The organism is Pseudarthrobacter sp. rb (genome assembly GCF_056389225.1).
In genome coordinates this window covers 49,838-61,887 of sequence record NZ_JBWJAR010000006.1, presented here as the reverse complement: position 1 = coordinate 61,887, position 12,050 = coordinate 49,838, and the positions used below count along the sequence as shown (strand labels likewise).

The 12,050-nt window shown below is 68.5% G+C and carries 14 protein-coding genes; 5 read left to right on the top strand and 9 right to left on the bottom strand.

Features of this window, described 5'->3' with window-relative positions:
- Window positions 1-3 precede the first annotated feature (3 nt).
- On the bottom strand, window positions 4-777 hold the full coding sequence (gene map, locus ACWRN3_RS09900) for a type I methionyl aminopeptidase (RefSeq protein ID WP_275179974.1): 774 nt from the start codon (window positions 775-777) through the stop codon (window positions 4-6).
- Between the two features lie 144 nt (window positions 778-921).
- On the opposite strand from map, the gene ACWRN3_RS09895 reads away from it, so the two are divergent.
- The 4 genes from ACWRN3_RS09895 (at window position 922) to ACWRN3_RS09880 (ending at window position 3,953) form a co-directional block, all read left to right on the top strand.
- A complete protein-coding gene (locus ACWRN3_RS09895) occupies window positions 922-1,272 on the top strand; it encodes a metalloregulator ArsR/SmtB family transcription factor (protein ID WP_476740654.1) in 351 nt (116 codons plus the stop codon).
- Window positions 1,269-1,970: an aquaporin gene (locus ACWRN3_RS09890; RefSeq protein WP_476740524.1), complete on the top strand. Its 702-nt coding sequence runs from the start codon at window positions 1,269-1,271 to the stop codon at window positions 1,968-1,970. The genes ACWRN3_RS09895 and ACWRN3_RS09890 overlap by 4 nt, the downstream gene beginning before the upstream one ends.
- Window positions 1,967-2,377 (top strand): arsenate reductase ArsC, encoded by a 411-nt coding sequence (locus ACWRN3_RS09885; protein ID WP_476740523.1) that lies wholly within the window; start codon window positions 1,967-1,969, stop codon window positions 2,375-2,377. The genes ACWRN3_RS09890 and ACWRN3_RS09885 overlap by 4 nt, the downstream gene beginning before the upstream one ends.
- A gap of 208 nt (window positions 2,378-2,585) precedes the next feature.
- Window positions 2,586-3,953 (top strand): FAD-dependent oxidoreductase, encoded by a 1,368-nt coding sequence (locus tag ACWRN3_RS09880; protein WP_476740522.1) that lies wholly within the window; start codon window positions 2,586-2,588, stop codon window positions 3,951-3,953.
- Window positions 3,954-4,123: 170 nt separating this feature from the next.
- Here ACWRN3_RS09880 and ACWRN3_RS09875 read toward each other — a convergent pair whose 3' ends face one another.
- From ACWRN3_RS09875 to ACWRN3_RS09850, 6 genes are all read right to left on the bottom strand, one after another.
- Complete coding sequence (locus tag ACWRN3_RS09875) at window positions 4,124-4,435, bottom strand: hypothetical protein (RefSeq protein WP_476740521.1); 312 nt, start codon at window positions 4,433-4,435, stop codon at window positions 4,124-4,126.
- A gap of 217 nt (window positions 4,436-4,652) precedes the next feature.
- The gene (locus ACWRN3_RS09870; RefSeq protein WP_476740520.1) at window positions 4,653-6,116 is read right to left on the bottom strand and encodes a multicopper oxidase family protein; all 1,464 of its coding nucleotides are present in this window, start codon (window positions 6,114-6,116) and stop codon (window positions 4,653-4,655) included.
- Entirely contained in the window at window positions 6,116-6,397 is a 282-nt protein-coding gene (locus tag ACWRN3_RS09865; protein ID WP_476740519.1) for an SHOCT domain-containing protein, read from the bottom strand. The genes ACWRN3_RS09870 and ACWRN3_RS09865 overlap by 1 nt, the downstream gene beginning before the upstream one ends.
- Before the next feature lie 204 nt (window positions 6,398-6,601).
- Window positions 6,602-7,432, bottom strand: coding sequence for an oxidoreductase (locus ACWRN3_RS09860; protein ID WP_476740518.1), 831 nt, complete (start codon window positions 7,430-7,432; stop codon window positions 6,602-6,604).
- Window positions 7,433-7,479: 47 nt separating this feature from the next.
- The gene (locus ACWRN3_RS09855) at window positions 7,480-8,508 is read right to left on the bottom strand and encodes an aldo/keto reductase (protein ID WP_476740517.1); all 1,029 of its coding nucleotides are present in this window, start codon (window positions 8,506-8,508) and stop codon (window positions 7,480-7,482) included.
- Between the two features lie 41 nt (window positions 8,509-8,549).
- Entirely contained in the window at window positions 8,550-9,431 is an 882-nt protein-coding gene (locus ACWRN3_RS09850) for an aldo/keto reductase (RefSeq protein WP_476740516.1), read from the bottom strand.
- A gap of 86 nt (window positions 9,432-9,517) precedes the next feature.
- Between ACWRN3_RS09850 and ACWRN3_RS09845 the strand changes: the two genes are divergently transcribed.
- Window positions 9,518-10,423 carry a helix-turn-helix transcriptional regulator gene (locus tag ACWRN3_RS09845; protein ID WP_476740515.1) on the top strand — a complete coding sequence of 302 codons (906 nt, stop codon included), beginning with the start codon at window positions 9,518-9,520 and terminating at the stop codon, window positions 10,421-10,423.
- Between the two features lie 89 nt (window positions 10,424-10,512).
- On the opposite strand, the gene ACWRN3_RS09840 is transcribed toward ACWRN3_RS09845, so the two are convergent.
- Together ACWRN3_RS09840 and ACWRN3_RS09835 are read right to left on the bottom strand one after the other, a co-directional pair.
- Window positions 10,513-11,481 (bottom strand): hypothetical protein, encoded by a 969-nt coding sequence (locus ACWRN3_RS09840; RefSeq protein WP_476740514.1) that lies wholly within the window; start codon window positions 11,479-11,481, stop codon window positions 10,513-10,515.
- Between the two features lie 204 nt (window positions 11,482-11,685).
- Window positions 11,686-12,045 (bottom strand): DUF7793 family protein, encoded by a 360-nt coding sequence (locus tag ACWRN3_RS09835; RefSeq protein ID WP_476740513.1) that lies wholly within the window; start codon window positions 12,043-12,045, stop codon window positions 11,686-11,688.
- Window positions 12,046-12,050: the final 5 nt, after the last annotated feature.

The window sequence follows — 12,050 nt, the reverse complement described above, 5'->3', positions numbered from 1 at the left end:
CTCCTACCGGGAGGGCAGGGTCAGGATCTCGGCGCCGTCCTCAGTGATGGCGATGGTGTGCTCGGTGTGCGCCGTCCGGCAGCCGGTGGCGCTCCTGAGGGTCCACCCGTCGTCGTCCGTGACCAGCTCCGCCGTGTCCGCCATGATCCACGGCTCGAGTGCCAGCAGCAGCCCGGGCCGCAGCTTGAAGCCGCGGCCGGGCCGCCCCGTGTTGGGGACATGCGGGTCCTGGTGCATGGTGGACCCGATCCCGTGGCCGCCGAACTGCGTATTGACCGGATATCCGGCATCGCTGAGGACCCGGCCGATGGCGTAGGAGATGTCGCCGATCTTGGCGGCCGGCCCCGCGGCGGCTATTCCGGCGGCCAGTGCCCGCTCGGTGGCCTCGATCATGGCCACGCTCTCGGCCGGCCGTGATTCACCCACGATGAAGCTGATGGCGGCGTCAGCGGCCATCCCGTTCTTGACGACGGCGAGGTCCAGGGTCAGCAGGTCGCCGTCGGCCAGGTCGTAGTTGTGGGGGAGTCCGTGCAGCACGGCATCGTTGACGCCCGTGCAGATGTAGTGCCCGAACGGTCCCCGGCCAAACGACGGGGCGTAGTCCACGTAGCAGGACTCGGCGCCGGCCTCGGTGATCATCTCCTTGGTCCACTGGTCGATGTCCAGGAGGTTGGTGCCCACCGTGGCGCGGCTCTTCATAGCCTGCAGGATGTCCGCCACCAGGGCGCCGGTCTCCCGGGCGCGGGCCACTTCAGCGGGGTTCAGGATCTCGATCATGGTGGCGCCCTTCATCTCCGGCCGGTAAATCTACGCGCCATCCTATTTCTCCTTTCTCCGCGCGCCGCAAGGGAAGACCGTAATCAGCGGGAAAATATGGGGATTGCCAAAGACATAGATGGATGTAAATATTTATGTGTGTCTATGTCCTTGAACCTGACCCCCGTGGAAGCCGTGGCGTGCTGCGCGCCGCTGGCCCGGGAGCCGCTGACCGAGCCGGAAGCGGAAGGAGTCGTCCCCATGCTGAAGGCGCTGGCCGATCCGGTCCGGCTGCGGCTGATGTCCCTGGTCGCCTCGCATGAGGGCGGCGAAGCGTGCGTCTGCGACCTCAACGACGCTTTCGAACTGTCCCAGCCCACCATCAGCCACCACCTGAAGATCCTGCACGAGGTGGGCCTGCTGGACCGGGAAAAGCGCGGCGTCTGGGTCTACTACCGTGCCCGCACCGGAGCGCTGCAGAACCTCGCGGCACTGATCGGCGGGCAGGCTTCGTGAGCGTCCTGGTCCGCAAAGCTGCCGCGGAGTTTGTGGGCACCGCGTTCCTGGTCATGGCGGTGGTGGGCTCGGGCGTCATGGCCTCGCGGCTTTCACCGGACGACGCCGGGCTGCAGCTTCTGCAGAACAGCCTCGCCACAGGTGCCGCGCTGGTGGCCCTGATCGTGGCACTCCAGCCGGTGTCGGCGTCGTTCAATCCCGTGGTGACCCTGGTGGAACGGGCCCTGGGCCTGATTGATACCGGGACCGCCGCGGCGTTAATGGCCGCGCAGGTCCTGGGCGGCGTGGCCGGCACCGTGGCGGCGAACCTCATGTTCGGGCTGGACGCGGTCACGTTTTCCGCGCACGTCCGAACCGGCCCGGCCCTTTGGCTCGGCGAGGTCATCGCCACCGTAGGGCTGCTGGTGGTCATCTTCGGCACCGTCCGCTCCGGCCGGGTGGACAGGGTCGCCTTCGCCGTCGGCGGCTACATCACGGCCGCGTACTGGTTCACCAGCTCCACCAGCTTCGCCAACCCCGCGGTGACCATCGCCCGGACGGTCACCGACACCTTCGCCGGCATCGCGCCGTCGTCGGCCCCTGCCTTCATCCTCGCCCAACTGTTGGGCGGCGCCGCCGGGTACGTCCTGGTCCGCTTCCTCTACCCACCCCTCGCAACTCCCGCCGTCGTCACGGCTGACCGAAAGGTGCTCTCATGAGCCAGAAGCCCTCCGTCCTGTTCGTCTGCGTCCACAACGCCGGCCGGTCCCAGATGGCCGCCGCCTTCCTCACCACCCTCTCCAAGGGGGCCATCGAGGTCCGTTCCGCCGGATCGCAGCCGGCAGAGAAGGTCAACCCGGCCGCCGTCGCGGCGATGGCCGAGGTGGGCATCGACATGTCCGCCGAGATCCCCAAGGTCCTCACCACCGAGGCCGTGAAGGATTCAGACGTGGTGATCACCATGGGCTGCGGCGACGAGTGCCCCTACTTCCCGGGCAAGCGCTACGAGGACTGGGTCCTGGAGGACCCCGCAGGCAAGGGCGTGGACTCGGTGCGGCCCATCCGCGACGAGATCAAGGGCCGCGTCGAAGCCCTGATCGCCTCCCTTATCCCCGCTTCGGCATAACCGCACCCATCACGGGAAGGGGGTGGGACACATGAGCACTGGTTGCTGTGATGACAGCTGCTGTGACGACGAGCAGGGCTGCTGCGACGAAGGCTGCTGCTGACACCCCTGCCCACCAACCGCTGGCCTGCCCGCACCCACCATCGGCGGGCAGGCACCAACCGGACCCGGCAACACCGGGACCAGCAAGCACTGAAATGAGGACAGCATGACATCCCAGGAATCCCTCCCCGTTGCCGTGATCGGCGCTGGTCCTGTCGGCCTGGCCGCGGCCGCGCACCTGCTCGAACGCGGGCTGGAACCGCTCGTCCTCGAGGCGGGCCCCGCCGTGGGGTCTGCCATCCGGCAGTGGGGACACGTCCGGGTCTTTTCGACCTGGAAGTACAACCTCGACCCCGCCTCCGTGCGGCTGCTGGAGCGCAACGGCTGGGAAACGCCCCGGCCCACCGCGCTGCCCTACGGGTCCCAGATCGTGTCCGACTACCTGGAACCCCTCGCCGCGACGCCGGAGCTCAAGGACCGGATCAGGACCGGCTCCCGGGTTGTCGCCGTCACCCGGCAGGGCATGGACAAGGGCCGCAGCCAGGGTCGGGACAGTTCCCCGTTCCTCCTGCGCATAGAGCACGACGGCGGCCAGGTCACCGAGGTGCTGGCCCGCGCCGTGATCGATACGTCCGGGACCTGGAGCAGCCCGGCGCCGCTGGGATCGTCCGGGCTGGCCGTTCCGGGTGAGGCTGAAGCACGTGCAGCCGGTCTGGTCACCGGCCCGCTCCCGGACGTTTCCGCTGGTGGTTTCGCCGGCCGGCGTACCCTGGTGATCGGCTCCGGACATTCGGCCGCGAACATGGTGCTCGACCTGGCCCGGCTGGCCCGCGCCAACCCCGGCACCGAAGTCCTCTGGGCCATCCGCGCCGCCACACCCGCCCGCGCGTACGGCGGCGGGGACGCCGACCAGCTGCCCGCCCGCGGCCAGCTCGGCGCCAGGCTCCGCACCGCCGTCGAGACCGGCGCCGTCCAGCTCCTGGCGAACTTCCATACGGTTTCCATCGACGTGCACGGCGACGGCGTGACCGTGCATGGGGCGGACGGCCGGTCCGTATCGGCGAACCGGGTCATTCCCGCCACGGGGTTCCGCCCGGATTTGGCCATGCTGTCCGAGCTGCGGCTGGACCTGGACCCTGCCGTCGAGGCGCCCAAGGCCCTGGGCCCGCTGATCGACCCGGACTTCCACAGCTGCGGCACCGTTCCTGCCCACGGCGCCCGGATCCTTGAGCAGCCGGAGAAGGACTTCTATCTGGCGGGCATGAAGTCCTACGGCCGCGCGCCCACGTTCCTCATGGCCACCGGGTACGAGCAGGTCCGCTCCATCGCCGCGGCCCTGGCCGGAGACACCGAAGCCGCGAACGCCGTCGAGCTCGAGCTTCCGGAAACCGGCGTGTGCTCCACCAGCATTCCGGACGACGCCGGGGACGCTGCCGCGGATGCCTGCTGCTCCGCCCCGACTCCGGTGCCGGTGACCATCGGCTTCGCCACCGGCTTCCAGCACGGGCGCAGCAGCGAGCCGGCCGACGTGTAGGCGAGCCTTAGGGAGCGGACGGGTCACCCCAGGCGACGCGCGTGTTCATTTTCGATGCGCATCCTCAGCCACGCTACGCAATTCTGGGCTGCGGGAGGGAATTTACGCCGCGAAAATGTGTTTGCCCGTCGCGCGGCTGCCCGCCCGGTGACAAGTATCGGGATGGCAACTCAGGGAGCGGACGGGTCACCCCAGTTGATGCCGATGGATCGGCCGCGGGCGAAATGGGCGTTTGCGATGTCGTTGACTTCGCGGACACTCTTCCCGGGGTGGGCCAGCCGGATCCACTCGTAGTCCCATTCCTGCATGTCCCGTACGCGGCTTATCCGTTTGTGGGCCCGCAGTTGGGCCGTAAGGTCTTCGCCGCTGGGGACCACGCGGGGCGGGGCAGCCACGGGTTGCTGCCTGGGAGGTGTTGGCACCTTGGCCGGCCGGGCCGGGGCATTGGTGGAGCGGACGAGTGCCACAGTCAGCGCAACCACGCCTGCGGCTATGAGCAGGACCCACCAGTAAGAAGGGGGCGCACCCGATAGCGCCGGCGCCCTTGCCGGCTGAACGGCGTCGTTTGGCTGCCATGCTGGTTCCTCTTGCGGAGTGGTGGAACGTTAGGAATTCACTCTCGCACCGTGCGCGCGCCCTGTCATGAGTAGTGGCTACTCGATTTTGGCGCCTTGGCCGTGCTGTGGCCGGTTGGCGTCCTCACCGCACTTCGATGGCGCCCATCATGCCCAGGTCCTCGTGGTCCAGGATGTGGCAGTGGTACGCCGAGCGCCCCCGGAAGTCCGCAAAAGCGATCCTGACCTTGACCTGTCCGTTCGCCGGGATGTTCACCACGTCGCGCCAGTCGGGGGAGGAGCCTGCCTGGGCGTTGTCCCCCAGCACCTGCATCGGCCAGACATGCAGGTGGAACGGGTGGTCCATGGGGCTGGTGTTGATTAGGGTCCATTCCTCGACGGTGCCGGCCGGCGCCGTCGTGTCTGTCCTGCCCGGGTCGAATTCCCTGCCGTTGATGGTGAAACGCATCATCCCGCCTCCGCCCATCCCCATGCCGGTGGACAGGATGATCTGCCGGTGGGCCGCCACCGTGGACTGCCGGAGGTCGGCGGGGGCACGCTGCACGGGGATGGCCGGCGGGGGAGCGGCGGCTTCCCCGGTGACCCGGAAGGTGGCCAGCGCCGCGCCCTCGGTTCCGTCAGTGGCACTCCCCGGGGCAGGGCCGGCCCCCATCATTCCGGCCGTACTTCCGCGGTTGTACCGGAACGCGCGCAGTACTGACTCGCCCGCGGCCGTGGTGACCAGGAGGTCCGCCCGGTTTCCGGGGGTGAGCAGCAACTCCTCCACGTCCTGCGGTTTGTCGAGGCGGCCTGAATCCCGGCCCAGCAGTTGCAGCTTCTGCCCGTCCAGCCGCAGGCGCAGGTACCGGGCCACGCAGGCGTTGACGATCCGCCACCTTTCCCGCTGCCCCGGAGCCGCGTTGAACTGTGGGTTGCTTTGGCCGTTGACCAGGAGCAGGTCCCCTTCCCTGCCTGTCATCCGGTCCATCGCCGAGGCCGCGACGATGTTTCCCACCGCGTCCACGGAGGTGTCCGAGACCACCAGCACCCGCTCGGCGCTGGCCTGGATGGGATCGGGGTCCTCCACGATGATCGCCCCGAACAGCCCGGCGAAAATCTGGTCCGCCACCATGCCGTGGTGGTGGGGGTGGTACCAGTACACGCCGGGCGGGTGTTTCCCCGGCAGCTGGTATTCGTAGTCAAAGGAGCTGCCCGGGCCGACGGCGACGAACACGTTGTCCCCATTGTTTTCCGGGGACACGTGGAGGCCGTGCACGTGCAGGTTGGTGGGCTGGGAGAGGCTGTTCGCGAGCGAGATTTTCAGGACGTCCCCGGCGCGGACCCGCAGGGTAGGCCCGGGAACGCTGCCGTTGTAGCCAAGCGCCGTGGCCTGCCGGCCGCCCAGCTGGACGCGGGCGGGTGCGGCTTCGAGCCGGACCTGGAGTTGCCCGGCGTCGCTGCGCAGTTCCTGCGGCTGGACCAGGCTGCTTCCGGTGGTTGGGCCGGGGCGGGAGGACAGTGACCAGACCAGGCCGGTGCCGCCGGCCACCGTACCCGCCGCCCCCAGGCCGCCCAGGAGCAGGGCCCGCCTCCGGCTGATGGGGCGCACTACCGGCCCTCGCGAAGGACCCTGAGCTGTTCCCGGTATTGGTCGGCGGTGAGTTCGCCCCGCGCAAAGCGTTCATCCAGGATTTGGCGCGCGGTGGAGGGCATGGTGCCGGGTGGACCGGCCTGGCTCCGGCGTGTGCCGGTGCCGCCGCGTGCAGTCCCGCGGCCATCGATTCCGCCGCGAAACGCCCGCACCGCCACCCAGACCAGCAGCGCGATGCCCAGGAGCAGCAGAACCGCCCAGATCCACCACCCCGGACCCTGCCCATAACCCCACATCATCACGGGAGCCTTTCCCTCAGGACTGCTCCGATTCTCGTTACTCCGCGGGACCAGGGGTAGAGTCCGAGGTCCCGCTCAGGCACGCTGCCGACGCGCCTGTTCATTGCCGACGCGCATCCGCAGCACCGCTACGCGAATTTGGGCTGCGTAGTGGAATGTGCGCCGCGGCAATGCATTTGCGCGTCGGCCGCCCCCCCCAGGAACTCAGTCCGTGATGTCGGTGCTGGTACTCAGCTCCTGCCACTGGTCCAGCTCGGCGCGCTGGGCGTCCGCCACCATGCCGAATGCGCCGAAGGCGTCCGTGCCCAGGACCAGGAGGCCCGGCGGGTTGGGGGAATCGACGACGGCGAGGATCGCCTTGGCTGCCTTGTCCGGGTCCCCCGGCTGGGTGCCGTGGGCGGTGTCGTGTTCCTTGCGGCGCTTGCCGGCCGTGTCCGCGTAGTCCCCGATCGCCGTCGCCGACTGTGTCAGCGAGCGGCCCGCGAAGTCGGTGCGGAAGCCGCCGGGCTCGATGGCGGTGACGTTGATGCCCAGCGGCTTCAGCTCGTTGCGGAGCGACCCGGACATGCCCTCCAATGCTGCCTTGGTGGCCGCGTAGTAGCCGGAGCCGGCAGGGGTGATCCGCGCGCCGATGGAGGAGATGTTCAGGATGGTCCCGGACTTGTTGGCCCGCATGCCGGGGACCACAGCCTTGATCATGTCTACTGCGCCGAAGAAGTTGGTGTCGAACAGGCGGCGGATGTCGCCGTCGTCCGCTTCCTCCACGGCGGCGCGGTAGCCGTAACCGGCGTTGTTCACCAGCACGTCGATGCTGCCGAACTTCTCCTCGGCCGCCTTTACGGCTGCGGTGATCTGCGCCTTGTCCGTCACGTCGAGGGGGAGGGAAAGCGCGGTGTCGGGGAAGCCGGCGGTGATGTCCTGGACCGCCTCGACGTTCCGGGCGGTGACGACGGCGTTGTGCCCGGACGCGAGCACGGTTTCCGCGAGTGCCCGGCCAAGTCCGGTGGAGCAGCCTGTGATGAGCCACGTTGCCATGGGTTTTCCTTTCATAGGGGAGTGGGTAGTAAGGCGGGAAGCGGCACCTAGGCCCGCTGCCGTCGTCGTGCGTGTGCTGTCAGTTCGTGGGCGCCGTAGCTGTTGTCGTCCGGGTTGACCGTGACGCCGGGGGCCACCAGCTGGTCGATGCGGTCCAGCACCTCGGGGGCCAGGACGGTGTCGGCGGCCGGGAGGTAGGACTCCAGCTGCTCCATGGTGCGCGGTCCCACGATGGCGGAGGTGACGCCGGGGTGGTTGATGACGAACGCGATGGCCATCTCGATGAGCGTGTGGCCGGCCCACTCGGCCACCTGCGCGAGCTCCTCCACGATGTCCAGCTTGCGCTGGTTGGCGGGCTGGCTCATGTCGAACCGGGCGCTGGGGCGGGCACTCGAGGTGGGCCGGGATGCGGAGTCCTTCCGCCACCGGCCGGAGAGCCAGCCGCCGGCCAGCGGGCTGTAGGTGAGCGTGCCCATCCCGTGGCGCTGGACCGTGGGGAGGACGTCTTCTTCGATGCTGCGGGTCAGGATGGAGTAGGGCGGCTGCTCGGTGACGAACCGTTCCAGGTTGCGCTCGCGGGACGCCCACTGCGCCTCAACGATCTGGGAGCCGGAGTAGGACGAGGAGCCGATGTAGCGGACCTTGCCCTGCCGGACCAGATCGGTGAGGGCGCCCAGGGTTTCCTCTACGTCGGTGTCCGGGCTGGGTCGGTGCACCTGGTAGAGGTCGATGTAGTCGGTGTTGAGCCGGCGCAGCGAGTTCTCCACCTCGCGCATGATCCAGCGCCGGGAGCCGCCGCGCTGGTTGGGGTCTTTTTCGTCCATGGGCATGAAGAACTTGGTGGCCAGGAAGACGTCGTCGCGCTTTCCCGCGAGAGCGGCACCGACGATCTCCTCGGAGGCCCCGCCGGAGTAGACGTCAGCGGTGTCGATGAAGTTGATGCCGGCGTCCAGGGCGCGGTGGATGATGCGGGTGGCGTCGGCACGGTCGTCATTGCCCCAAGGGCCGAACATCATCGCGCCGAGGCACAGGGGGCTGACCTGCACACCGGTGCGGCCGAGCGGGCGGTATTCCATAGGGGTTCCTCCTCTAGGGCGTTCTTTAGTTCGTGGCGTTCTTAGGCTTCCGGGATGACCATGGCGAACCGCTCGGGGCGGGCCACGTCAGGGTCCGGCCCGCTGCGGATGCCGGTGTCCAGGGCATCGATGGTGGCCATGTCGGCGGCGGACAGCTCGAAGTCGAACACATCGAAGTTCTCTGCGATGCGCGCCGGGTTGGTGGACTTGGGGATGGCGGAACGGCCCTGCTGCAGGTGCCAGCGCAGCATCACCTGGGCGGGGGTCTTCCCCTGGGTGTGCGCGACGGCGGCAATTGCCGGGTCCCGCATGACGTTTTTCCGGTTCTCGCCCCAGCCGGGGTAGAACGTGATCCCGCCGATCGGCGACCACGCCTGGGTCAGGATCCCGTGCTCCGTGTCCGCCGCCTGGACCTCCGGCTGCTGGAAGTACGGGTGCAGCTCGACCTGGTTGACGGCGGGGACCACGTCGGTCTCCGCGAGGAGCTGCTGCAGATGGTGCGGCATGAAGTTGCTGACGCCGATGGCCCGTACGCGCCCGTCCTTCAGCAGGGTTTCCAGGGCCTTGTACGCGGCGATGGTCTTTTCAAACCGGTCCGGCGCGGGCTGGTGCAGGATGAGCAGGTCCAGCTGTTCCACGCCCAGCTTGCCCACCGCCTTCTCCCAGGCGTGCAGTGCCTCGTCGTAGCCGTAGTCGCTGACCCACACCTTCGTTTCGATGAAGACGTCGGACCGGCCCAGGCCTGCCCGGCGGATCCCTTCGCCCACCTCCCGCTCGTTGCCGTACGCGGCGGCGGTGTCGATGTGCCGGTAGCCCACCTCGAGCGCTGTCTGGACGGCCGCCGTCGTCTCTTCCGGGGGACTTTGGAAAACGCCCAGGCCGAGGGCGGGCATGGTGACACCGTTGTTGAGTTTGAGTTCCATGCCTTCACGCTATGTGGGCGTGCGGGATTGTGGGAGGGCTTGCCAGTCCCTCCTTCGCAATGTGGGGCGGGCGTACCGTTGGACCCATGACCAACAGTGACGACGTGCGGAAATTCCTGACCTCCCGCCGCGCCCGGCTCACCCCGGAGGAGGCCGGGCTGCCGGCGTACGGCGGCAACCGGCGCGTGGCGGGGCTCCGGCGCGAGGAGGTGGCGATGTTTGCCGGGCTGAGCATCGACTACTACATCCGGCTGGAGCGGGGGAACCTTTCGGGCGCCTCGGACAGCGTCCTGGAGGCCTTGGGGCGGGCGCTGCAGTTGGACGACGCCGAGACGGCCCACCTTTTCGACCTGGCCCGCGCGGCCACCGCAGCTCCGCGGGTGCGGCGGAAGCGGAGCCCCCTGACCGTGCGCCCCAGCGTGCAGCGGGTCATCGACGCGATCACGACGGCGCCGGCCTGGGTCCGAAATGACCGCGGCGACGTCCTGGCCTCCAATGAGCTGGGCCGGGCCCTGTACCTGGACATGATGGCCGAGCCCGTCACGCCGCCCAACAGTGCACGGTTCACCTTCCTCAATCCCAAGGCGCGGGAGTTCTTCCGGGACTGGGAGCGCAGCGCGGACGACATCGTGGCCGTCCTGCTGTCCACGGCCGGGAGGAACCCGTATGACAAGGACCTCTCTGACCTGATCGGCGAGCTGTCCACCCGCAGCGAGGAATTCCGGGTCCGCTGGGCGCGGCACGATGTGAAGTACCACCGTACGGGCCGGAAACGGCTGCACCATCCGGTGGTGGGGGACCTGGACCTGACCTATGAGGCGATGGAGCTTCCCGCGGACCCGGGCCTGCGGATCAACATCTACACGGCCGAGCCCGGCACGCCCTCCGAGGACGCGCTGAAGGTCCTGGCGAGCTGGGCGGCGACCCAGCGGGCAACGGGGCAGGGCGCAGGGGCGCAGCCCGCAGCCGGGGTGCCCGTCCGGGAGGGCTGATCCGGGCCGCCCGCGCTGCGCCTTCCCTTTTTCGACGCGCAGGTTCCTTTCCGCGGCCCACATTTCAGGCGCGCAGAGGAAGATGCGTGTCACAGGCGGTTATGCGCGTCGAGAACCGCAGAACGTGTACGACGGCGGGCCACACCTGCCGCCGCCAGCTTACGTTGCAGGGTCCCCGAGGCGAGTTCGGCCCAGTCCCACCGCACCACGGTGATCCCCAAGGCACGGATCCGGTTCTCGCGGTTCTTCTCCGCCACAACTGCCTGCGACGGAGTCAGGCCTTTGAGGTACGCGTCCTTGACGTACTTCTCCTCGCCGTCGAATTCGCCAACGACTCGGTACTGCTTCCAGTAGAAGTCCGAGTACCCCACCAACCCCGCCGCATCGGTGAACCGCTGCTGAAGAACCGGCGGGTCGAATCCGGCCACATGGATCAGCGCCCGGCTCCAGGACTCCCCGGCTGAACCCGAGCCAGGATCGGCAAAAGCGATCGCAGCCCGGATTCGCCGTGCCGCAGCAGCCGAGTAGATGTCACCGATTCCGGCCTCAAGCTCGGCTTTGGTGATGGCGGGCAGCCGCCGGTCGGGGTTCGGCCGCAGCACGTGGTCCAGCGGCACTATCGCCTCGATGAACGGGCTGAACGCCGCCAGGTCCAGGACAGTCCGGATGCGGTCGGTGACAAGGAGTCCCTCCAGCCGGACCACCCTCAAGCCGGCCCGGGCAGCAAAGTGGCGGCTGACCCCGGCGCGTGACCTCCCGCCGTCGTTCTTCAACGTCAGGGCCCGGACCGGGTGGTTCCCGATAGTGGGGATTCCCCATGCGCTGGCGGAGGAGTGCCGGGCGAAGATCGTGGGCTTTTCAAACGTCTCCGCAGCTGCCTGGACGCGGATCCGGTACTGCTCCGAGGGCTTGAGCCCCCGCCAGGCCGGTCCGTCGATGTACACGCCGTGCCGAACGCGGACCAGTGCACCCGACCGCACGCCCTTGGCGAGATCGTTGGCACTCAACCCATGCAGCACGCGGTCGCGGGACAGCAAAAACGGCGGAAGCTCGGTCATGTACTGACGGTGCCCCGACGGGACTGCCACCAGAAGGGCAGTCCTGGGCTATGTGGAAAAGCGTCCCGGGACACGCGTAGACGCACCCGATCCGCACAGTCCACAGCGCACCCGAAATGCGGGCCGCGCGGACGAACCTGCGCGTCGATAGGCAACCTGCGCGTCACGCGTGTCGCTCACAGCCCACAAGGCTCTCGCGGGGACCTACGGCTGCTCCTCCTCCAGCCACGCCATTGCCTCGTCCATGGACGTGAAGAACCGGTTGGGATGCACCGGCTTGTGCCGCCCGGTGAAGAAGTCGGCAATGGTCTGGTCAACGGGGGTGGTTCCTACGATGGCTGCGCGGGTCACCGGCCAGGAGCCGGCGAACGCTTTCAGGGCGCCCTGGTCAATCCACTGCAAACCGGTGATCTCCACCAGCATCGGGAGGGCGCGGCCGCCGCTGAGCTTCCGCGCCCGCTTCATCAGCGCCACTGCATCACCTTCTGTGACCACATCTCCAGGTGCCCACTTCAGGTGCAGCACTGCCCCTGCGAGTTCGATGGTGCCGGTGACGTCATCCATGCCCA